Source organism: Cohaesibacter marisflavi (assembly GCF_963665895.2).
GTDB lineage: Bacteria > Pseudomonadota > Alphaproteobacteria > Rhizobiales > Cohaesibacteraceae > Cohaesibacter > Cohaesibacter marisflavi.
The window spans coordinates 2,625,977-2,648,729 of record NZ_OY762534.1 but is presented as its reverse complement, the minus strand read 5'-3'; the positions used below and the strand labels follow the sequence as shown (position 1 = coordinate 2,648,729).

Below are 22,753 nucleotides of genomic sequence, written 5' to 3'. Positions count from 1 at the left end.
TTGCTGTTTTTGTAACTGTAAAAACCTTCTTTCTTTTGTACAGTTTTCATTGAGCCCTCGCTTCGCGCTTTCTCGAAACCCCAACATTTCCCGATCGCCTCAAACGGTCTCTTGATCTGGCCTGATCTGGCCGAAGATCGGCTGCCGCCTCGATTGCCTAGGCCGCAATGGTTCTGATTGGCTTTCTTCCCCTTCGTCGAGCCGACATTCCTCGCGAAACAACAAAGCCACTCCTTTCCATCCTCCGCTGTGCTTCGATCGCAAGGATGCGGCGGCAATCGTCTTCGGCCTTTTGATCGCCATCGAGACCGCATGGTGCGGGATCGGAAACAAAATGGAGTTTTAAAATGGCTACCATCGGCACCTTCAAGAAGAACGGCACCAACGAATACACTGGTGAAATCGTCACTCTCAGCGTCCAGGCAAAAGGCGTCCGCATCATTCCCGACATTCGCGCAACTGGTGAAAACGCTCCCAGCCACCGTGTCCTAGTCGGCCGTGCAGAAATTGAGGCTGCCTAGTCCAAGCAATCCAGCGAAGGTCGCGACTATCTTGGCCTCAAACTGGATGATCCCAGCTTTACAGCTCCCATCTATGCCAACCTCTTCGACGATGAAGATGGTGAGAGCTGCATCCTGATCTGGTCTCGTCCCAATGGGCACCGTGGCGAATGAAATCACGAAGGCTCCGGCAACCGCCGGAGCCTTCTTCATGCCTTCTCGAGTTGGTTTCTCACGAGCTTAACGCGCGTGCCAATGATTGTCCTGACGGTCTTCAGCATCGGATGAAACAGGTCTTCGGCTTGCAGCTCGACGAGCAGAGCATCGGCTTCTTCTTCGATCCTGTTGGCCATTGTGGCCAGCTCGGTGCGGAGCACTCTCTGTGCGGCCTTGGTTGGAGCAGCAAGTGTGTACCATTGTTCAAGTGTGATCGTGTCGGCAAGACCTCGCCCGCCGATCTGCATGGCTAGTTTCTTGGTGAGACGTGGATAGGCCGCGGTGCAAACCACATCATAGAGGGGGGCTAGATCCGGTGTGCTGGCGTGATAGAGCAAAGAGAAATTCTTGCCATGTGCATCTGCGTTGCCGACCATATAATGAAACATCACCATCCGCTGGAAAGCGAGCCTTTCAGCGGCAGGGCGACGCGTGTGTTTCTGGATCAAACCAGCCGACTGTGCGATCCCCGGTCCACCTTCTTCTTCATATTTGAGTTCGGGCGGCACGCTGAGAGCCTGACAGAAGTCTTCCTGATGCAGCTTGGCAATGGAGCCGTCCGCTTGCTGAACGCGGTCATAGCGCTCCACCAGAATTAAGTCGGTGTTTCCTGCTGACGATTTGATGACATGTGGAGCCTGTAGCCCGACGCGGTTTGCAAGACGCATGCAGAAGAGTTTATTCTCAACCGTGCCATCCAGCCCTTCAATAGAGGGCTTGAGGATATGGGTTGTCGGCTTGCCGGCTCTGGGGAGCGAGATTTGACCGTCCATCACGCATACCGCCAACTTATCCTGCGCACCGGCGAGGGACAGGCGCACACCTTCCTCACCACCGATGATTTCTCTTCCCCTCTTCCTCCCCCCTGATTTACGGTTAGGCTTTGAGTTTTTCTGAATTCATTGTCGGTTCAGGCGCTCAAGCACAGGATTATATTCCTGCGCCCCGATACTCTGCCGGCTTTCAAGTCGGAGAGCATTTTGGGTTGCCTTTTAGAGGGTAAAGTTGATCATAATTGGAATATAATAAACATTTATGTTTCAAAATTTGATCTATTTTGTGTGAAATAGCCGTTTATACGTATAATAACCTATGGTATATGATCGTTTGTCGCCTTATTGTGATCGATAACGAAATTTCTGATTTCCAGATATGGAGGTATCCGGCAGGACGAAGTCAAGACCAGGCTTCGCTTGCTGAGAGGAAATCAGAATTGTGGAGGAATAAGATGTCCGTTGAAAGACCATGCGTCGGAGTCGTCGCTCTTGGCAGGCCGACTTTTGATGTTCCCTATGCAGAAGAAATTCTGGCCAAGGCTTGGAAAAATCTCGAAAAACTGGATGTTGAGCTGATTGGCAAGCCCGAACTGCTATTTGATGCCGATGCTGTACTCGCCGCTCTGCCTGCCCTCAAAGAGCGTAAGCTTGATATGCTGCTGTTGCTACAGGTGACATTCACCGATGCTACAATGACGGTTGAGCTGGGCAAGGAGGTTGATGGGCTTCTGGTCATGTGGTCCTTCCCTGAGGCGAGAACCGGTGGTCGTCTGCGCCTCAATTCTTTCTGTGGTGTCAATCTGGCCAGTCATGCATTGAGTCGCAACAATCTCAGCATCGATTATATCCATGATGCGCCCGATAGCGCCGCTGCAAGAGACCGCCTCATGGTGCTGGCGCGTGCCGGTGCAGTGGTCAATGATCTTCAGGGAGCACGCATGAAGCTGGTCGGGCATCATCCAGATGGATTTGATGCCTGCAATTTCAACGCTGAACAGCTCAAGGCGATATTCGGCGTTGAAGTAGATCAGACCCCGATCCTTGATTTTATCAACGAAGTCAGAGAGCTACCAGATTCTGTCGCGGATGCTCCCTATGAACGGCGCGCCAAGGACTTCCCCAATCTTGCCGAGCTTGATCAGGACGCAACCCGCAAGACCCTTAAGGTCTATTCCAAGCTGCGTCAGGAAGCTGATGACAGGAGTTACAAGGGTGTGGCCGTGCGCTGCTGGCCAGACTTTTTTACTGAATATGGCTGTGCAGCCTGCGGTGCGCTGGCTCTGCTCAATGAAGATCATACGCCGGGAGGCTGTGAAGCTGACATGCTTGGCGTGTTGACATCTGTCGTGTTGCAAAATGCCTCTGGCGGCAGCGTTTTCAATACCGACCTTGTCGATGTCAATCTTGAAGACGACACCATCGTTTTCTGGCATTGCGGGCAGGCTCCGATCGATATGGCCGACAGAGAACAGACCGTACAAGGCACGATCCATTCCAACCGAAAATTGCCATTATTGTCCGAATTTGCTCTCAAACCCGGGCGCATCACTGTCGCCCGCTTCTCTCAGGGACATGAAAAACTGCGCCTCATTCTGGCCGGAGCCGAAATGATCAAAGCGCCGCTTGCCTTCTCAGGCACAGCGGGAACAGCCAAACCGGATATTCCGGTGGCGGAGTTCCTTGATCGTATGATCTCTGAAGGGCTTGAGCACCACACTGCGCTGACCTATGGCGACCATCGTCCGGTTTTGCGTGCGATTGCCAAACGCCTTGGAATTGAAGTGGTTGAACTGACCTGACACTGCCAATGCATGCTGGCAAACCCTGTCGGTATGCGTTTCAGAACGGATTTTTTCAAACAGGAATGAAAATAATGTTGGCAACAATTGAAAAGGGCCTCAATGCCATCAATGCGCCTTTGGGTAAGTTCGGCAGTTGGGTCGGGGGCATCATGCTGGTCATCATGACCGTCATTGTGCTGCTACAGGTGCTTTTCCGCTATATCCTGAATATGCCATTGAGCTGGACCGATGAAGCCTCGCGCTTTCTGATGATCTACATGACCTATCTGTGCCTGCCGCTAATCTATCTGCAGGACAAGAATATTGCCATGACTTTCCTGCTCGATGCTTTGCATGGCACGCGGATTCGGCATCTGTTGATGGTCGTGATCCATATTCTCGCTATCCTCACATTTCTGGTCTGGATCAAGTTTGGCTACGACTTCTTCCTGCGCGGCACCAGTCATGCAGACAGCTTGCCGATAAAGATGAATGTCATCTATATCGCGCCGCCTCTTCTCATGGCTATCACGCTGCTTTCGGCATTGCAGAAAATCGTTTCCGAGCTGCGCCAGTTTTTTCACTTCATACCAGCCGATGATGCGCCCAAAGCCTGACGGGCGAGGACGTAAACGAGGAAAATAGTTATGGTTTCTCCGATCTTTGCCGTTTATTTCCTGATCCTTCTGGTTATCGGCGTTCCAGTTCTCTTTGCGCTCGGGCTCTCCCCGGCCATCGCCTTGTTGCAAGCCGACAAGGTGCTGTTCATGAACCTACTCTATCAGCGGCTCTATGCTGGTTTGGACAATTTCCTACTTCTCGCGCTACCCTTCTTCATGCTGGCAGGCGAGTTCATGGTCAATGGTGGCATCACCACGCGCATCATTAGTTTTTCGCAGAAGATGGTGCAGCATATGCGTGGGGGGCTCGGCCATGTGGTGATCATCTCCGCGACCCTGTTTGGTGCTCTTACGGGCTCTTCCGTGGCCGCCACTTCCGCTATCGGCAACATGATGATTCCGGAAATGGAGCGCTTTAAGTACGACCGGACTTATGCAGCAGCCATTACCGCAGCGGCGACCGTGCTGGGGACTATAATCCCCCCCAGTGGCATCATGTTGATCTATGCCTTTGTGATGAACACTTCGGTTGCTGCCATGTTCATGTCTGGCATTGTGCCCGGCTTGATCCTTTGTTTTGCATTGATGCTCATCAATCGCTGGCAGATCCAGAAATATCCCGCCGTTGAACAGTTCGAACGCGCCCCGCGCGCCGAGCGCAGCGCTGCATTCAAGGCGGCAATCCTGCCATTGCTGACCCCGGTTATCATTTTAGGTGGTATTTATGGCGGTATCTTCACGCCAACCGAAGCCGCAGCTGTAGCTGTCTTCTATGCCTTCATTCTGTCGGTCTTCATCATGCGCATCCTAAAGCTCAAGGATGTATTCCCGATGTTCGTGCGCATCGGTATCAATGCAGGCGCAATTCTGATCATCGTGGCTGCGGCAAGCGGCTTTGCATCCGCGATTTCTCTGTCCGGTGTGGCGGAACATATCACGAAATTCTTTTATTCGGTGACGGACAACCCCTACCTGTTGTTCTTCATCATGAATATCTTCTTGTTCTTTGTTGGCATGTTCCTGGATGCAGGACCTGCGATCCTGATCTTTGCGCCTATTCTGGCTCCTATCATGACCAATGTGGGCATTGACCCGATCCATTTCGGCGTTGTCATGGTGGTCAATCTGTCCATCGGGCTGGCAACACCGCCGATGGGGCTGGTGCTCTTCGTGGCCTCCGGCGTATCCGGTGTGCCATTGCAGAAAATTTCAAAAGCGATCATCCCGTTCCTTTTAGCGGAAGCTGTGGTGATTTTCATGATTTCGTTCTTCCCGTCACTCGTTATTGGCTTGCCGAAACTGCTTGGAATGATGTGAGCGGGCTTATGGAGGAGGCCGGCAGTGAAAAGAGGAAGCTCTGTCGGCGAAACGTTTACCAGTGGAGGTAACATATGAATATCAAAGCACTTGGTCTGTCCCTGCTGACCGCCGGTCTGCTTTCTGCCACAGCGCAGGCCGCAGACTACAAACTGACGGTCCCACATGTGACCAATATCGATAGCTACAATCATCAATCGCTTCTGGTGTTCAAGAACTTCGTCGAAAACCATTCCAACGGTGCGATCGAAGTCGACATCTATCCAAGTGGACAGCTTTGCGGCACTGCTCGTGAATGCCTCTCTGGCGTGCAGTCTGGCATCTTTGATTATTTCCAGACCACCATTCCGGAACTGGCCAACTATTGGGCACCTGTTGGGGCGTTTGATCTGCCCTACATGCTACCCAACGACCGAGTGGCCGAGTGCGTTTATGATAACGAAGATTTCCTCTCTGATGTGCGCGACAATTTGCTTGAGGAAACCGACAATTTGCGCCTGATGATGGTTTCCAACTCGGGCGGATGGCGTAATTTTGCCACCACCAACAAGCAGATCAAATCCCCTGAAGATGTCAAAGGACTGAAAATCCGTACAGTTCCTGCGCCAACCCAGCAGGAATTGGTCAAATCCCTTGGAGGTGCTCCGACGCCGATCTCATGGCCGGAAGTTTATACCGCTCTCTCGACCGGCGTTGTTGACGGCACCAAGAATGGCATCGTCGATATAACGACCATGAAATTCGAGGAAAGTCTGAACTACATTATTTTGGACGGCCACGCCTATATGGGCGGTGTTTGGGTCATGAATAATGATCGCTTTGAATCCTTCCCCGATGACCTCAAGCGCGTTATCATTGATGGTGTTGCCGCACAGAACCAGTTCCTGCGCGTCTATCCCAAATGGAAGGAATTTGATGCTTACGAAACCTTCCGTAAGGCTGGCGGCACGGTTTACACGCCGACCGCTGAGGAAAAGAAAGCCTTCCAGGATGCGACCGCCCCGGTCAGAGACTTCTTTATCGATCAAGTCGGTGAGCCCGGCAAGGAATGGCTGGATCGCTTTGAAAATGAAATCAAATCGTGCGAAGCCAAGCTGGACGAAGATTTCACCAAGGCATCCAAATAGTCGCCTTTGACACTCTTGGAGGGGGCGTGTTTCCCCTCCATCTTCCCAAATCTGAAAAACAGCCACTCTTTCAACACCGCACAGCGGTCTACCCTTCTTAATTCTGATTGCCATCAGCATTGACAAGAGTAGATCGAGGGACAATCACATGAAATTCGAAAGATCCGAGACCGGCTTTATACTCTCGCACAAAGAGCAGATCGTGCTCCGACATTCTCATAGCTCCCCCATTCTTTTCGTTGGAACTGGGAACGCGACCTATGACATGTATCGCGGCAATTTCGATATCAAGGATTATGTGAGCGAACGGATTGCCTTACGCTGTTTCGTAATAAAAGGCGATGGACAGGCTGTTCGTGTTGAGTTCCACTATGAAGGGGAACTCCAGATCACGCTCTGTGCCGAGGAAACGCCGCAAGGCCGCCTTAAAATTGGGTTTCATGATGCCAAGGAAGGCCTCAACAGGGTCTGGATCAGGCTTGACGCCAGCAAAGATGAAAAGATTTACGGCTGCGGCGAACAGCTCACCTATTTCAATCTCAGAGGTCACAACTTTCCGCTCTGGACGTCCGAGCCCGGCGTGGGGCGCAATAAGGCCAGTTACATCACCTGGCAGGCTGATGTCAAAGACCGGGCAGGGGGCGATTACTACAACACCAACTATCCGCAGCCGACCTTTGTTTCAAGCGACCGCTATTTCGTGCATCTGCAAACCACGGCCTATGCCGATTTCGACTTCCGTCACTCAGACTTTCATGAATTGCAGTGCTGGGCCATTCCCGACTATCTGCTCTTTGATTGCGAGCAGAGCTTTCCGGCTCTGGTGCATAATATTTACGGTCTATTCGGCACCCAGCCCGAGATGCCTGACTGGGTTCATGACGGGGTCATTCTGGGCATTCAGGGAGGCACCGAAACCACTCTAGAGAAATTGCACAAGGCCAAGGCCGCTGGCATCAAGGTGGCTGGCGCATGGTGTCAGGATTGGCAGGGCGTCAAGATCACGTCCTTTGGCAAACGCCTGCAATGGGACTGGCAGTGGAATCCGGATCTATACCCTGAGCTAGACAGCAAGATCCATGCGTTGAAGCGCGAGGGCATTCGCTTTCTTGGCTATATCAATCCCTATGTGCTCGAAGACTTTCCGCTTTATCAAGAGGCTGCCAGCAAGGGCTATCTGGCAACCCGCCAGGACGGCTCCAAATATGTGGTCGACTTTGGCGAATTCTATTGTGGCGTGGTGGATTTCACCAATCCTGCGGCCTGTGAATGGTATAAAGGCGTTATCAAGACCAACATGATCGATTTCGGCCTTGATGGCTGGATGGCGGATTTCGGGGAATATCTGCCCACCGACTGCACTCTTGCCAATGGCAAATCCGCCGAGATCGAACATAATGACTGGCCACGTCGCTGGGCCAAGATCAACCATGAAGCCATTGAGGAAGCCGGCAAGACCGATGATATCCTGTTTTTTATGCGCGCAGGCTACACAGGTATTCAGCGCTATTGCCACACCCTATGGGCGGGCGATCAATGCGTAAACTGGAATATCGACGACGGTATGCCCTCAGTGATCAATGGAGCGCTCTCTTCAGGTCTTCTGGGCAATGGCATCCATCATTCGGACATTGGCGGCTATACCACTTTGCACGGCATGAAGCGGGATCGGGAATTGTTCATGCGCTGGGCGGAAATGGCCGCCTTCACGCCTATGATGCGCACCCATGAAGGCAACCGACCTGCAGACAATCACCAGTTTGATACGGACACCGAAACCCTTTGCCATCTGGCCCGCATGACGCGGATTTTCACTCATCTGAAGCCCTACATAAAGGCCGCAGTTAAAGAGAATGCCTTAACGGGTATGCCGGTTCAGCGCCCGCTCTTCATGCATTATGAAGGTGATGCCCTGTCTTATGAGATCATGTATGAATATCTGTTTGGCCGCGATCTGCTTGTCGCACCGGTTTATGAGCGGGGCGTAAGGCAGCGCAAACTCTATTTGCCTCCTGATCAGTGGATTCATATCTGGAGCGGTGAGCATTATCAGGGTGGCTGGGTTGAAGTGGAGGCTCCCATCGGGAAGCCCGCAGTTTTCTATAGAGCGTCAAGCGCAGACACAGTGCTGTTTGCCAAGATCCAGGATGCAGCTGAAGATCTGCTTTAGCAGGAGTCGGTACCCTCACGGTTGAGCGGCGTTCGGGCAATTCTCACCGGCTGCATGGTGAGCCAAATGTTAAACCCCTCTGCGCTCTTGGTGCGCAGAGGGGTTTGTTTGCCTGGGCCTTTTGCTTGCAATGCCTATCCTGAACTCATCCAACGTTGGCAAAAGTAATCGACATTATTGGTATTAAACGGAGGACGTGCGGGAGAAGCAAGAACGCCCAACAACAAAAACCCTGACCCGTAAATGGGTCAGGGCGAGGTATGGTCCAGCTATAGTGGAGGAAAAAACTCGCGGGAGAACGAGGTCCAATTTAAAAATCAGAAGCTTTTCCACTGGAACCAAACAGGCGAATTTTCTCTTTCACCTTTTCTTTCATGATGGTTTCAGCAGCCCCAAGAGAGTCGGCCAGAACAAAGTCTTCTGGACTCTCTTTCCAATAGGCCTGAGCGCCATAGGTGAAGGCCTGGCGCAGCTCAGTGTCTACATTGACCTTGGCGATACCCAGTTTTATTGCGCGCTCGACCTGCTCGTCCGGCACACCCGAACCGCCATGCATCACCAAGGGTTTCTGCACGATTTCCTTGATTTCCCTGATACGGTCAAAGGCCAACTTGGGTTCTGCTTTGTACATACCATGCGCAGTGCCAATGGAAATGGCCAAATAGTCGAGGTTGGTGCGGTCAACAAATTCCTGTGCCTCGGCAACCGTGGTGATCATTGCATCTGCTTCATCCACGGCGATGTCATCTTCCACACCGCCAATCTTGCCGATTTCACCTTCACAGCCAATATTCAGAGCATGCGCAACTTCTGTCACTATTTTGGTGATGCGGCAGTTTTCGTCAAATTCAAGGCCGGACCCATCAAACATGAGGGAATGGAAACCGACGCGCGCCGCAGCCATGGTTTGCGGAAACTGGCGGCTATGATCGAGATGGATAGCTACTGGAGCCGTGATGTTTGTCATGAAGGCATCCACAATGGCCTTCATTTCATCCAGCCCCATGGTGTTGATCACTTTTTGTCCGATCATCACCATGATGGGGGCCTGCTCTTCTTCGGCCGCCTTGAGAATCGCTCGTGTTGTCTCGGCGTTGTGTACACTGAAGGCGCCGATCGCATATCCGTCTTTCCAGGCGCGTTCGATCAGTTTTGTACCGGAAATATAGGCCATTCTGTTACCTCTTGTTACGCATCTCTTCGAAAAAATGCGCCGCGACAGCTGTCTGGGATCTTATTGGCTGCCAATGTCATATTTCATGTTTCTCTATGTGCAGGTTACCAAGTTTTGATCGTTTCCGAAAGTGTTCTGACGGATAATTGGGTGAAAAGCAACACTATTACACAAATTACTGCATGAAACCTACAAAATATGGAAATTTTTCACCACGAGCATGACCCCAATGATCAAAAGCAACGAATGGATGATGCCGTGATAGTTGATCTTGTATGTGTGCAGCAGGTGATAGGCGAACATGCCAAGGCTCATGCCCACGATAAAGGCAGGAAAGGCATAGGCCACACGCTCTAGTACATAGGCATCCAGAAGCCCCTTGGTCCAGAAACCAGCGATGGCCCCGACCATCTGCAGCATGAAGAAGAACACCAGAGTCGATTTAACCTCATGGGCACTCCATGGCTGCATTGATGTGTAGGCAATCACAGGTGGGCCGGGTTCTCCAACACTGGCGCCCAAGGCACCGGAGAAGAATCCGGTTCCCAGTGTGATGGGGGGCGACGTCTTTTTGAAAAGGGGCGCACGGGAGAAGAGGGAATAAAGGCTGGAGAGGATCAGCACGACGCCCATCGTGATCAGAATTGCCTCTCCCGGCAACCGCTTGAGCAAATCCGCACCAAGGAAGGAGCCTGGAAGCGATCCGACAAACAGAATCAAACCACTTTTCCATTGCACATTCTTGCGCATTTTCCAAACCAGCGGAAAAGTAACCAGCCAGCCGAAGATGCCTGCGATTGGCACCGCCGCCTTGACATCGACCGCCATGGAGAGAAGTGGCACGCTGACGAGTGCCAATCCGAAGCCGGTCAGACCTTGCGTAAAGCTACCCAGCGCGATGATAGCCGATACGACGATAATTTCCATGATCATGGGGAGGGTCCTGCCAAAAGGTGACCAGAGATCATGCTGCTGCAAAATGACCTCTGGCCTCTCGGGGGATAGGTGGCTTAGCGGGTGCCGAACCGGTGAAGGGTGCGATGATGATAAACTTCACCGGGTTTGAGAACCGCACTGGGGAAGTGCGGCTGGTTCGGAGCGTCGGGGAAACCTTGGGTCTCAAGGCAAAGGCCCCCAAATGCTTCATATTTGAACCCGTTGCGCCCGATCCATTCCTTGTTGGAAAGCTTGAAGGCATTGTAGAACTGAATCGCAGGCTGCGTGGTGAGCACAGTCATAGAGCGACCAGACTTGGGTTCGTAGAGATCAGCGGCGAGCGTGTAGGGGCCTTCGGTTTGTTTGTCACTGAGGATGAAATTATTGTCAATTCCGCCTGCATCCACTTTCTTCATGTTGGTGCCAATCACCGTCGGATTGCGGAAATCAAGTCCAGTGCCCTCAACCAATCGGATTTCGCCGGTGGGGATCATAGTGTCTGAAACAGGTGTGTAGAAATCGGAATAGAGCGTCAATTCATGATCCGCGACGCTGCCGCTATCATGACCTGCCAGATTGTAATAACTGTGATTGACCAGATTGACGATGGTTGGCTGATCACAACTTGCCGTGAAATCATAGCAAAGGGCATTGTCTTCGCTAAGGCCTATGGTGTGGGTGACCTGCATGGTGCCCGGATAGCCGGATTCACCGTCGGGCGAGACCCGATGGAAGTGAATGAGGATCGCGTCTTCGCTTTCCTCAAGGTCATAGCCCCAGACATATTTGTCAAAGCCCTTGGAACCGCCATGCAAATGCTGGCCCGTAGGGGCTTCGTTGGTTTCAAGTTCATAGCTTTGGCCGTCGATTGCGAATTGGCCATCCTTGATGCGGTTGGCAAAGCGTCCGGCGATCGCACCAAAGAAGGGGTGACCACTTAGATAGCGCTCAAGAGATTCGTAGCCAAGCACCACATCTGCCAAGGTGCCATTTTTATCCGGGACCTCGATGCTGGTAACGATGCAGCCATAGTTGGTGACACGAACGGTCATGCCACCCTTGTTGCTCAGTGTGATGAGATCGACCCGTTTGCCGTCCACCGCGCCGTAGTTTTCTATAGTCTTTTTCATGATAGTCCTCCCGTGCCTGTCCTGTTATGCCTTGGTTTCAAGGCCGGACAGATCGCGCACTTGTTCCAGAACCGCGGTCCAGTCCTGACGCCCACGTCCGGAAACGCGGCTGATATTGTAGAGCTCTCGTGAAGCAGCTCCCATCGGCATGGGCACGCCCACCTGATTGGCCAGATCAAGTGCGATGCCCAGATCCTTGTGTGCCAAGTCGATCATAAAGGCAGGAGAGAGGTCGCCAGCCAGCACCTTGTTGGGCCATGTTGTTGTGAAATGACCTTTGCCAGCTGGTGTGCCGCTCATGACAGACATGGCGGTGTCGAACTCGAGGCCGATCTTCTCGGAAAGGGCAATTGCTTCAGCCGAAAGGGCATTGAGCGCAATGCTCATATAGTTATTGATGATCTTGACGCGAATGCCTTTGCCCGGCCCGCCAGCATCCACGGTTTCCGAGCCCATCAAGTCGAACAAAGGTTGCGCGCGCGCGATCTGGTCCTTTGTGCCGCCAGCCAGAATAAGCAGGGTGCCTGCAACGGCATGATCGGACGTGCGCCCCACCGGCGCTTCCATCATTTCAATGTCTTGGACGGCGAGGTCTTTGATAAGGGCATCTGTCTCCAGTGGATGAATGGTCGACATATCAATAACCAATGCATCCTTGGGCATGGCTGCCGCAACGCCTCCGCCTCCCAACAATACATCACGCACCAGTGCGCCATTGGGCAGCATGGTGATGACAAATCCTACATCGCTGACAGCCTCTGCGGCAGAAGAGCATGCAATAGCCCCTTGCGCGGCCAAATTGTCTACTGCATCCTTGTTGATGTCGAAAACCTTGAGCTGATTGCCCCCCTTGATCAGATTGGCTGCCATTGCGGCGCCCATCTGCCCCAGACCGATAAAACCGACTGTCGTCATTCAGACCTCCCATTTGAGCGAATTTGATCGTAATACAACATTTGCAATAAAAATAGACAAATTACAACACATATTAGTTGTTTTGTGGTCGTTTTTGGTGATATTTTGGAGATAGAACGCCAAGCTCAGAAGACAAGCGCCTTCAGCGCGTTGCAAACACAAGGAAAAAAGCATGACCGTTGCATGCGTCGGTATTACCGTTCTCGACCGCGTATTCCGCGTTGAAAAACTCCCCTCCAATGGTGGCAAGTTTGTTGCTAAGGATTATTTCGAAATTGGAGGTGGACCGGCGGCAACAGCCGCAGTTGCCGTGGCTCGACTTGGACTTCCGGTTGAATTTCTTGGCCGGGTTGGTTCTGACGATGTGGCGCAGGCAATCATACGTGAATTCGATCATTATGGTGTCGGGCATCGCTTCACCCGTGAAGTACAAGATGCCACCTCATCCTTCTCTGCCATCCTTGTTGATGATGAGGGGGAGAGGATGATCATTAACTACCAGGATGAAACCCTAAGCACAGATCCAACATGGATGCAGACTGTTGATTTCGCAAAGTTCCAAGCCGTTCTGTGCGATGTGCGCTGGCACGACGGGGCTGCATATGCTCTGAAAATGGCTAAAAATGCTTCTGTTCCCAGTGTGCTGGATGCCGACGTCACGCCGCAGGACATTTCAGATCTGGTCGGTTTGGCCGATCATGTGGCGTTTTCCGAACCGGGATTGGCGAAATTCGCACAAACAGATGATCTTTTGAGTGGATTGCGCCTTGCTCAGACTAGAACCGATGGTAAAGTCTATGTGACAGCAGGAGCGAATGGCTGCTACTGGTTGGAAGATGGGGATATCCGGCATGCTTCCGGCTTCAAAGTGGATGTATTGGATACAACCGGGGCCGGAGATGTTTTCCACGGGGCCTTTGCATTCGCTCTGGCCAAGAGTATGGAAACGTCGCAAACCGTGCGGTTTGCCAGCGCCGTTGCTGCGCTGAAATGTACAAAATATGGAGGGCGAGAAGGCATTCCTGATCTGGAAACCGTGAATGCCTTTCTGGCTGCCAGCCAATAGGGACGCCGCCCTATAACAATGAACATATAAAGAGGTCATTTCCGATGAAGCGAAGGGTCGGGAATGAATCTGATTTGCAAGAACAGGAATAAAGCCACATGTCAGACGCCGTCATTGTTGGGACCCCCCGCCAGGACAAGCTTCTAAGGGAAGTCAATGAACGGGGTTATATCAGCGTAGAGGAATTGACGGAGCTGCTCGACGTTTCTGCGCAAACAATCCGGCGCGATATTAAGAAACTCAGCGATCAAAAGCTACTCATCCGGCACCATGGGGGGGCCGCGCGCAATTCCAGCGTTGTCAACTTGGACTATTCCGTCCGGCAGACTTCCGAAACCGAAGAAAAAGAAGCCATTGGAGAAGCTATTGCGGCCCAGATTCCTGATAACAGTTCCATCTTCGTTTCCATTGGCACCACTACTGAGACCATTGCGAAGCATCTGTTGCAGAAGCGTGGGTTACAGGTGATCACCAATAGCTTGCGTGTTGCAAACGTACTCTATCAAAACCCTGACTTTAATGTCATGGTTCCTTGCGGTAAGCTGCGCAGTACCAACGGCGGCATACTGGGCTCGACGGCTCTTGATTTTATCAACCATTTCCGCGTTGATTACCTGATCACCAGCTGCGGCTCGATCGATAGCGATGGTACCTTGCTTGATTATGAATTCAATGAAGTGATCATGGTGCAAAGCATGATGAAAACCGCACGTAAGGTTTTCATTGCTGCGGATTCGACCAAATTCAGCACAACAGCGACTGTTGAAATGGGCCATATCAAGAATATTTCTGCTCTGTTTACAGATTCCCAGCCTCCGGCAGACATTCGCATGCAGTTGGAGTTGAACGGGGTTAAGCTGCTTGTCTGTTCATCGCCAAATAGAAAATAGCGCCACTTATGGGCAATCCTACTTGTTCAGGCTTGCCATTACTTGGCATTTCCACCCGTGGCTCAAAGTGGGAAAGGCTTCTTAGTTTGTATCCGGGAAGATCATATCTTCATAATTGACGATGTGGCTTCCCTAGAGAACGGAGAGCTGGTCCTAGAAATTCGGACCAAGTGTTAAGGTGGATTTTCTGATGAGAAAGAAGATCCGAAATGACGAAGAGAAAACGCTACCTTGCTGATTTCAAAGCCAAGGTTGCGCTTGAGGTAATCTAAGAAGAATTGACGCTTTTGGAGGAGTTTCTCGCCTCTTTTGGGCTTTAGATGGAATCAACTTTAAGGTTCCCCCTAATCCGTCAAGATCTCAACCTGCCGTAACTTCGTGACAATTTCTTCTGGTTTGGGGCGTTTGTTCGCCATAGCGAATCCTCCGTTTCCCGAACTATAACGGTGGACCAACTCAGTGGGGGAGGATCAGCCCGATCTGGCCGAAGATCGGCTTATGCCTCGGTCGTCTAGGCCGCAATGGTTCGGATGGGCTTTCTTCCCATGTCGGCGAGCCGACATTCCTCGCGAAGCAACAAAGCCACTCCTTTCCATCCTCCGCGTTACTTCAGTCGCAAGGATGCTGTGGCAATCGCCGGGGCCTTTCTCATGCCTTCTCGAGTTGGTCTCTCACAAGTTTGACACGGGTGCCAATGATTGTCCTGACGGTCTTCAGGATCGGGTGAAACAGGTCTTCAGCGTGCAACTCGTCGAGCAGAGCATCGGCTTCTGCTTCGATCCTGCTGGCCATTGTGGCCAACTCGGTGCGGAGCACTCTTTGGGCGGCCTTGGTTGGAGCAGCAAGTGTGTACCATTGTTCAAGCATGATCGTGTCGGCAAGACCTCGCCCGCCGATCTGCATGGCTAGTTTCTTGGTGAGACGTGGATAGGCCGCGGTGCAAACCACATCATAGAGGGGGGCTAGATCCGGTGTGCTGGCGTGATAGAGCAAAGAGAAATTCTTGCCATGTGCATCTGCGTTTCCGACCATATAGTGAAACATCACCATGCGCTGGAAGGCTAGCCTGTCAGCGGCAGGGCGACGCGTGTGTTTCTGGATCAAACCAGCCGACTGTGCGATCCCCGGTCCACCTTCTTCTTCATATTTGAGTTCGGGCGGCACGCTGAGAGCCTGACAGAAGTCTTCCTGATGCAGTTTGGCAATGGAGCCGTCCGCTTGCTGTATGCGGTCATAGCGTTCCACCAGAATGAAGTCGGTGTCTCCTGCTGACGATTTGATGACATGTGGAGCCTGCAGCCCGATGCGGTTTGCGAGACGCATGCAGAAGAGCTCATTCTCAACCGTGCCATCCAGCCCTTCAATGAAGGGCTTGAGGATATGGGTCGTCGGCTTGCCGGCTTTGGGGAGCGAGATTTGACCTCCGGTCACGCATACCGCCAGCTTGTCTTGTGCACCGGCAAGAGACAGACGTACACCTTCCTCTCCTCCGAGCAAAGGGCGCTCCCGCAACAGATCAAGGATCTGGCTCAGGCGTTTCTCGTCCAGTGGCTCGATATCCTGAGACCTAAAGTCCGGAGGTTCTGATCCCTGTGGCAAGAGCGAGAGGGCACCAGCGCATTCACCACCGATGATTTCCAGTAGCCCAAAGGAATTCTGCTGCGAGACGCCGAGGGCGGCAGCGAGCCTTTTGCGCGCGCGCTCATCTGGTAGCAGTCCGGAAAAGAAAGGTCGGGCTACCGCATCAGGGTAGGGGACCTCTTGCAGGGGCATTGAGACTGAAAGAGCGGCTCCGTTGGAAGACAGGTAGTCAGGATCATAGAAGAAGCAGAGTTGCCCATCATCCATCTGAATTAGGGAACCTGCCAAACTCTCGCGCAAATAGACATCAAGAGTGCGGCTCATGCGTCATCCTCCCGGTTGTTGACCGTGAAGGTGAGGCCAAGGGTCTGCATGACTGTGAGCGCCAGTCCCACCCGACAGCTTTCCTTGCCATGCTCCAGCTCACGCACAAAGCGTACGCCGACCCCCGAAAGGGCAGCCAGCTGTTCCTGTGTCAGCGCCTGCCGTTTGCGCTCTTCGCGAATGAGCGCTCCAAGATCTTGAGAACTATCTATGTTGGCCATGATCATCCCTTTCGGGACGAATTTAGCACAACTCAGTTAAAAATGCACGAAAAAGACCCGAACGGGACGACGGGTGCCATCAGAGTGTTGATGTGACGAAAAACATCCCGAACGGGATGATGCAAGAAAAATGTGATTTGTTCCTATCTCGGGCTATCGGATAGAATGGAGAAAGACGTTCGCATTCCGAATCCGCCGATCGGAAGACGTTGAGCCGAAATTTTCAGGTTGAGCTGGAAGCGAGCCTGACCTAGCCTAAGGTCTAGTGCCCAAAACGGTGCCATCCACAGGCATGAAATTTTTGGTTGCAAAATTTTTATATCGAAATTTCAATGGGTTACAGTTCTGAAAATGACATCCGCCTCGGGGCACCATCATTTTTCCTAGCCCGTCCCACTTATGTCAACAAGTCTTTGGAATTATGGGGTTTTTAGGTCTCAGGTTTCTCGGAGTGTGTCAGGCGATTTCACCATATGCGACCCGAGTGGGGCCATATTGGGTGCCAAGATTTTTCATGAATTCATTGATGGCCCCAATTTTAGGGTTTCATGCCACCTGACAACTCTCTTAGCATAATAATGCAAAAAGATTGCGAACCATCTTCTTGGCCCGGTGCAGGAAGTATTCTCGCAATGATGGATCAGGCGCTACATCGAGATATTGCGAGGTCAGTCTCTTTTATCCAGCTCACAATTTGCGCGCAAATCTGGTCATCAATCCAATGCCCGAGCTCAGTACAGATCGTGCAACTGGCCTGAGGCATATCGCCTGCCATCTGTTGGGCAGATGTTGCCTTGATACATGGATCTTTGTCTCCGTGAAGAAAGAGAGCCCGAACCAATAGCTTTGCCAATCCGTCCCTCCAAGCCGCAGTGGCCGTCATGGCCCAGGCCTGTCGCAGATAGCCGCCTTCATCTTGGGCGCGCTCAACAAGCGCATGGGCCAGCCTGATACTCTGCGCGCTATCGCGGGGCAATGCGCCGCGCGAAAAATAGTCATTGCTCGATCGGATCACCTCCGATGCTTCCATCGCCGTGGCGAAAGGAAAGAAAAAGCTTTCCATCTGCCTCAAGGCTTCAGGCTCGGCGGAAATCACACTTTCACCTCCCGTGCTGCTGATTGACACAAGAGATCGCACCCGATCGTCAGCCTTTGTTGCGACAATCTGCGCGATCATGCCTCCCATGGAAAAGCCGATACAGCCAAATTGTTTCAGTTGCAGATGATTGGCCAATGCAATGACGTCATCCGCCATATCTGTCAGGTCATAGGGTGCCTGTTCTAATGCACTTCCTTTCCAGGAGAAGCCGGACGGAATCGCCGAAAATGGCCCGCCGCATCGGCTTGAAAGGCCGCAATCCCGATTGTCCAAGCGAATGACTCTATGGTCCTGTGAAAGCGCCTCGACAAGGGCTGAAGGCCATTCGATCAACTGCATGCCGAGGCCAGGTATCAAGATGAGGGCGGGCGCATCCGAAGACCCGTCTTGCCTGTAGCACATTCGGATGTCACCCAACTTGGCGTAAAGATCCGTGCTCGTCATGGTTTGGGGTTAAGTCCGAGATCTGCGTTGACTGCGGCGAGAGCCGGGCTGCCATCCGTCGTGGAAATCCCTTCCAACCATGTATCAAGCATATCAGGGTGGTTGGCGATGACTTTGCGTGCGGCATCCATAGCGCTCATCTTGTCGTCCAGAATATAGCCCATGCCCTCGCTTTCCATGGACACAGTGAAGGTGAGCTGATCAAGCAGTTTGCCAATCTGTGGGCATTCTTTTTGATAGCCTTTGCGCACTTGCGTATGGACGGTCGCCCCGCCAAAGTTCGGGCCGTAATAGGCATCGCCCCCTTCAAGATATTTCAGATCAAAGGCCGTGTTCATGGGATGCGGTGCCCAGCCAAGGAACACGATCCACTTCTCGCGCTTTATCTCACGCGCAACCTGAGACAGCATGCCCTGTTCCGAGCTTTCGACAACCTTCCAGTCTCCCAGCCCAAATTCGTTCTTGGCGACAATGTCGAGCATGATATCGTTCGAGCCCGGCTCAATGCCATAAACTTTTTCGTCGAATTCATCCGCGTGTTTGGCAAGGTCTGCAAAAGAGTGAACCCCCGCGTCATATACGTAGGAGGGAACGGCCCATGTAAATTTGGCGCCTTCCAGATTGGTATGGATGGTTTCGATTTCTCCGCTATCACGATAGGCATTGAAATAGGTTTCCATCGCCGGATCCCAATATCCCATGAAGACATCCAGATCCTTGCGCTTCATGGATTCATAGATCACGGGAATGCCGAGGATCTTGCTCTCTGTCTTGTGACCCATTCCTTCGATCAGGACCTGCGTGATTGCGGATGTGAGCGCCAGATCGGTCCAGCCCGGTTCGGCAAGACGCACCAGATTGCAATCGGCTTGAGCGGGAAGTGCTGCGGAAAAAAGAAGGGCACATGTGGTGGAAAGAAGCGATTTCATAATTTATGATTCTCTTGGGTTATAAATAAATCATTTGGTCAATTTACGATCTAAAATCTAATAGATTGACCATAGAGTCAACCTATTCTAGAAGAAAAGCCGTATCAGATCGGGCTAACTGGAGGGGGGCAATGGGGCGAAGGAACATTTCTCAGATAAGGCGGGCAGAATATGCAGCCGCCGCTTATCGCACCTTGATGAAGCATGGCCTTCAGGGAACGTCGCTGTCGCGCGTAGCAGAAGAAGCTGGCGCTTCGAAAGCCAATGTTCTGCACTATTACCAAAGCAAGGAAGCTCTATTGTCTGCCGCGCTGCGCTATGCCAATGCGGTCTTGTGCAAGGAAGCGATCATTCTGCTGCGGGAAGCGAAAACGCCATGGGAGCGCATCTATGCGGTTCTGGAAACCAATCTTTCCCCTACGTCCTTTCGGACCGATGTGGCTCATGCATGGATTTCGCTTTGCGCCGGTGTGCCTCACATCACGTCGTACCAGCGCATCCAGACGGTGATCTATGCCAGAATGCGCTCGAACCTTATCGGCCCCTTGCGCAGCCTTCTGCCAGAGCAGGACGCAAATTTGATGTCTGATGTGTTAACGACTGCCGTCGATGGCCTATGGCTTCGGTGTGGCCTGAGCCTCGATGGACTAAGTCAGGACGCCGCACGGGACCAGCTCGATGCGGTGCTCGACGCACGTCTGCCAGCGAGTGAGGATCGGCAGCGGGCACGCGACCGCATGATAGACGTGTCGCGGATCATGGCAAGCATGAGCAACAACCGCTCCTGATTCCGCAAGGACAGTGCAGATGCATCTTGCTGTCTTGGTTCGGCAACTCAGGAAAGTGCGTGTCTAGCCAACGTTGTGGTGGCCAATGGCAACTCGGCCACGAGCCAAGCTGCTTGGTTTTATTCTGTGGGTCTTATCTCGCCGGTATCCAACACTGGTGATGCGTCCATATCTTCAGCATTCAGCATAGCCGCCACTCTCTCAAGACTGGCCACAAGCATGGCTTGCTCCCAATTCTCCATGGCAGCGAACTTGCGCACAAATGTTTGTTGCAAAGGGTCCGGCGCATCGCGAAGCACAGCGCGTCCAGCATCTGTGAGAAGGATGTTCGTCTGTCGGCGATCCTGAGTGGATTTCTCGCGCACCGCCACACCGTCACGCACCAGCTTGTCAACCAAAGAGGTGACCGTGCCTTGCGAGACACGCATCCGCACTGAAATAGCTTTGGCCGTGGCATATCCTTGCTCGGAGACAATTTGCAAAACGCGAAACTGGGTGGGAGTGACGCCGCTGGTCTGGCGGATTTCGCGACCAAACAATTCAGTCGCGCGCACAATCCGTCTCAGGGCAATCAAGCTAGAGTCGATGCGGTCCAAGTGGCCTCCATTTGATGATTGTTGAAGAACACAAAGGTGTTTCAATGCGAGAATAATAGCCAGATTACTTCGGTAAAGCAAAATTTTATTTAATTTGATTATCAAAGCTATAATTGATAATTCTCGTGCAGAAACTCTTTATTTCTGGCTGATTTCTGTCATTTTGGATCGAGTTTGAAATTATATTGCTTTGATTGTTGAAATTTATTGACCGCTATGTTAGTTCGATATGCGAAGCGAAAAGGAGCTCACTACACATGCAATATACCGCTAAACAGATTCACCCCGCCCGTCCCCTGTTGCGCATTCCCTGCGCCGAGGATGGCGCCGAGATCTGGGAACTCATTCGCAATTGCCGACCACTCGATGAAAACTCGATGTATTGCAATCTTCTGCAATGTGATCATTTCGCGGACACCTGTGTGTTGGCGGAGTTGTCCGGGGAGGTCGTTGGCTGGATCTCTGCTTATATCTTACCCAATGAGCCGGACACGTTGTTTATCTGGCAGGTCGCCGTTGCGCAAAAGGCCCGCGGTCTCGGACTCGGGAGCAAGATGCTGCAGACGATCATCGACAGACCGCAATGCGAGGCTGTGACCAAGCTGCAAACAACAATCACAGAAGACAACGAGGCGTCCTGGGCTTTGTTTGGCAAATTCGCGAAAAACCAGAGCTGCGAGCTGGACTCCCAGCCCTATTACACCCAGTTGCAGCATTTTCAGGATCGCCACGATACCGAAAATCTAGTCACGATCCGGCTGGCGGAACGTGCGGCGCTGGCGGCTTGAGCCTTCTGCTCGCCAAACCTGATCACCGCACCCTTCTTATTTTTCGAACGCCAAGGAAACCCCAAGGAAACCTTATGTCTACAACACCCGCTAACACGGACATTTTTACACGTCGCGAATCCGATGCGCGCAGTTATTGTCGTGGCTTTGACACCGTCTTCACCTCTGCAAACGGATCAGAGATGATCGATCAAGACGGGACACGCTATATCGACTTTCTCGCAGGCTGCTCTTCGCTGAACTACGGTCACAATGACCCCGACCTCAAACAGGCCCTTATTGACCATATTCAAGCTGATGGCATTGCCCATGGTCTGGATATGCATACGGACACCAAAGCCGCTTTCATTGAGACGTTCGAGAAGCATATTCTCACCCCGCGCAAGATGGCGCACAAAATCATGTTCACCGGGCCGACAGGTGCCAACACCGTGGAAGCTGCGATGAAGATTGCGCGCAAGGTCACGGGGCGCTCCAACATTATCGCCTTTACCAACGGGTTCCACGGTGTAACTCAAGGCGCGCTGGCGGCAACCGGCAACGGCTATCACCGCGAAGGATCCGGAGTACCGTTAAACAACGTCACCCGCATGCCCTTTGATGGTTTCGTGGGGGAGCATAATGATACAACGGCCTTCATCGAAGCGATGCTTGTTGATCAGTCTTCGGGAATGGATGCGCCAGCAGCCATCATTCTTGAAACGGTTCAGGGCGAGGGCGGGTTAAATGCGGCCTCCGCTGAGTGGCTACGCAGCATTGCGCAGATGGCCAAAAAGGCGGGTGCATTGTTGATCGTTGATGACGTGCAAGCCGGATGCGGGCGCACCGGGCGCTTTTTCTCCTTTGAAGAAAGCGGCATTTCTCCAGACATCATCACCTTGGCCAAGTCCATCTCCGGCTTTGGCCTGCCAATGGGGCTTGTCTTGGTAAAACCAGAGCATGATGTCATGGGGCCGGCGGAACATAACGGCACCTTTCGCGGCAACACACATGCCTTTGTCACGGCGCGGGCCGCGATTGAAAAATTCTGGTCCGACAATCGCTTTGAACAGGATATTGCGCGTCGGGCAAAACTGATCGAGCAGGGTTTGCAGGCCATTGCCGACATGATCCCGGGCGCACGCCTGAAAGGACGCGGCATGATGCGCGGCGTTGACGTGGGGAGTGGTGACCTGGCTGCAGAGATCTGTGCCCGCGCCTTCCAAAACGGGCTCATCATCGAAACTTCAGGGTCAGAGGATGAAGTGGTCAAGATCCTTGCTCCTCTGACAACACCGGACGACATGCTTCTGTCCGGTTTGGATATTCTCATCGACGCAGCACAGAATGTGCTGGGCACTTACAAATACGCAGCGGAGTAACAGC

The 22,753-nt window shown here is 52.4% G+C and carries 20 protein-coding genes and 1 pseudogene; 11 read left to right on the top strand and 10 right to left on the bottom strand.

Features of this window, described 5'->3' with window-relative positions; translation table 11 throughout:
* Nucleotides 1–347: 347 nt before the first annotated feature.
* Nucleotides 348–674 (top strand): annotated as a pseudogene (locus ACKPCT_RS13070) (DUF736 domain-containing protein).
* Between the two features lie 35 nt (nt 675–709).
* On the opposite strand, the gene ACKPCT_RS13065 reads toward ACKPCT_RS13070, so the two are convergent.
* Complete coding sequence (locus ACKPCT_RS13065; protein WP_319567103.1) at nt 710–1,537, bottom strand: HipA domain-containing protein; 828 nt, start codon at nt 1,535–1,537, stop codon at nt 710–712.
* Between the two features lie 407 nt (nt 1,538–1,944).
* Between ACKPCT_RS13065 and ACKPCT_RS13060 the strand changes: the two genes are divergently transcribed.
* From ACKPCT_RS13060 to ACKPCT_RS13040, 5 genes are all read left to right on the top strand, one after another.
* A complete protein-coding gene (locus ACKPCT_RS13060) occupies nt 1,945–3,291 on the top strand; it encodes an L-fucose/L-arabinose isomerase family protein (protein WP_319567102.1) in 1,347 nt (448 codons plus the stop codon).
* A gap of 74 nt (nt 3,292–3,365) precedes the next feature.
* Nucleotides 3,366–3,890: a TRAP transporter small permease gene (locus ACKPCT_RS13055; protein ID WP_319567101.1), complete on the top strand. Its 525-nt coding sequence runs from the start codon at nt 3,366–3,368 to the stop codon at nt 3,888–3,890.
* Between the two features lie 30 nt (nt 3,891–3,920).
* Nucleotides 3,921–5,210 carry a TRAP transporter large permease gene (locus ACKPCT_RS13050; protein ID WP_090075404.1) on the top strand — a complete coding sequence of 430 codons (1,290 nt, stop codon included), beginning with the start codon at nt 3,921–3,923 and terminating at the stop codon, nt 5,208–5,210.
* Between the two features lie 74 nt (nt 5,211–5,284).
* Nucleotides 5,285–6,337, top strand: coding sequence for a TRAP transporter substrate-binding protein (locus tag ACKPCT_RS13045; RefSeq protein WP_319567100.1), 1,053 nt, complete (start codon nt 5,285–5,287; stop codon nt 6,335–6,337).
* Nucleotides 6,338–6,485: 148 nt separating this feature from the next.
* Complete coding sequence (locus ACKPCT_RS13040; RefSeq protein WP_407652410.1) at nt 6,486–8,507, top strand: alpha-glucosidase; 2,022 nt, start codon at nt 6,486–6,488, stop codon at nt 8,505–8,507.
* 310 nt (nt 8,508–8,817) lie between these two features.
* On the opposite strand, the gene ACKPCT_RS13035 is transcribed toward ACKPCT_RS13040, so the two are convergent.
* From ACKPCT_RS13035 to yihU, 4 genes are all read right to left on the bottom strand, one after another.
* Nucleotides 8,818–9,681, bottom strand: a complete 864-nt coding sequence (locus ACKPCT_RS13035; RefSeq protein ID WP_090075407.1) for a class II fructose-bisphosphate aldolase — start codon at nt 9,679–9,681, stop codon at nt 8,818–8,820.
* A gap of 189 nt (nt 9,682–9,870) precedes the next feature.
* The gene (locus ACKPCT_RS13030) at nt 9,871–10,614 is read right to left on the bottom strand and encodes a sulfite exporter TauE/SafE family protein (protein WP_090075408.1); all 744 of its coding nucleotides are present in this window, start codon (nt 10,612–10,614) and stop codon (nt 9,871–9,873) included.
* A gap of 77 nt (nt 10,615–10,691) precedes the next feature.
* A complete protein-coding gene (locus tag ACKPCT_RS13025) occupies nt 10,692–11,747 on the bottom strand; it encodes an aldose epimerase family protein (RefSeq protein ID WP_319567099.1) in 1,056 nt (351 codons plus the stop codon).
* Between the two features lie 24 nt (nt 11,748–11,771).
* Nucleotides 11,772–12,662, bottom strand: a complete 891-nt coding sequence (gene yihU, locus ACKPCT_RS13020; protein WP_319567098.1) for a sulfolactaldehyde 3-reductase — start codon at nt 12,660–12,662, stop codon at nt 11,772–11,774.
* A gap of 172 nt (nt 12,663–12,834) precedes the next feature.
* Here yihU and ACKPCT_RS13015 point away from each other — a divergent pair, with 172 nt between their 5' ends.
* Nucleotides 12,835–13,728: a PfkB family carbohydrate kinase gene (locus ACKPCT_RS13015; RefSeq protein WP_090075411.1), complete on the top strand. Its 894-nt coding sequence runs from the start codon at nt 12,835–12,837 to the stop codon at nt 13,726–13,728.
* A gap of 98 nt (nt 13,729–13,826) precedes the next feature.
* Entirely contained in the window at nt 13,827–14,618 is a 792-nt protein-coding gene (locus ACKPCT_RS13010; protein ID WP_090075412.1) for a DeoR/GlpR family DNA-binding transcription regulator, read from the top strand.
* Between the two features lie 648 nt (nt 14,619–15,266).
* On the opposite strand, the gene ACKPCT_RS13005 is transcribed toward ACKPCT_RS13010, so the two are convergent.
* The 4 genes from ACKPCT_RS13005 to choX all read right to left on the bottom strand — a co-directional run bounded on the left by ACKPCT_RS13005 (nt 15,267) and on the right by choX (nt 19,216).
* Nucleotides 15,267–16,523 carry a type II toxin-antitoxin system HipA family toxin gene (locus tag ACKPCT_RS13005; protein WP_319567097.1) on the bottom strand — a complete coding sequence of 419 codons (1,257 nt, stop codon included), beginning with the start codon at nt 16,521–16,523 and terminating at the stop codon, nt 15,267–15,269.
* Nucleotides 16,520–16,744, bottom strand: a complete 225-nt coding sequence (locus ACKPCT_RS13000) for a helix-turn-helix domain-containing protein (protein WP_319567096.1) — start codon at nt 16,742–16,744, stop codon at nt 16,520–16,522. The genes ACKPCT_RS13005 and ACKPCT_RS13000 overlap by 4 nt, the downstream gene beginning before the upstream one ends.
* 640 nt (nt 16,745–17,384) lie before the next feature.
* Nucleotides 17,385–18,287, bottom strand: a complete 903-nt coding sequence (locus ACKPCT_RS12995) for an alpha/beta fold hydrolase (protein WP_319567095.1) — start codon at nt 18,285–18,287, stop codon at nt 17,385–17,387.
* Nucleotides 18,284–19,216, bottom strand: a complete 933-nt coding sequence (gene choX, locus ACKPCT_RS12990; protein ID WP_319567094.1) for a choline ABC transporter substrate-binding protein — start codon at nt 19,214–19,216, stop codon at nt 18,284–18,286. Before choX ends, ACKPCT_RS12995 begins: the two co-directional genes overlap by 4 nt.
* Before the next feature lie 131 nt (nt 19,217–19,347).
* Here choX and betI point away from each other — a divergent pair, with 131 nt between their 5' ends.
* A complete protein-coding gene (gene betI / locus ACKPCT_RS12985; RefSeq protein WP_090075416.1) occupies nt 19,348–20,004 on the top strand; it encodes a transcriptional regulator BetI in 657 nt (218 codons plus the stop codon).
* 119 nt (nt 20,005–20,123) lie between these two features.
* On the opposite strand, the gene ACKPCT_RS12980 is transcribed toward betI, so the two are convergent.
* Nucleotides 20,124–20,600 carry a MarR family winged helix-turn-helix transcriptional regulator gene (locus ACKPCT_RS12980; protein ID WP_090075417.1) on the bottom strand — a complete coding sequence of 159 codons (477 nt, stop codon included), beginning with the start codon at nt 20,598–20,600 and terminating at the stop codon, nt 20,124–20,126.
* Between the two features lie 257 nt (nt 20,601–20,857).
* Between ACKPCT_RS12980 and ectA the strand changes: the two genes are divergently transcribed.
* Nucleotides 20,858–21,388, top strand: coding sequence for a diaminobutyrate acetyltransferase (ectA, locus tag ACKPCT_RS12975; RefSeq protein WP_319567093.1), 531 nt, complete (start codon nt 20,858–20,860; stop codon nt 21,386–21,388).
* A 74-nt stretch (nt 21,389–21,462) separates the two neighbouring features.
* On the top strand, nt 21,463–22,749 hold the full coding sequence (ectB, locus tag ACKPCT_RS12970) for a diaminobutyrate--2-oxoglutarate transaminase (protein WP_319567092.1): 1,287 nt from the start codon (nt 21,463–21,465) through the stop codon (nt 22,747–22,749).
* Nucleotides 22,750–22,753 lie beyond the last annotated feature (4 nt).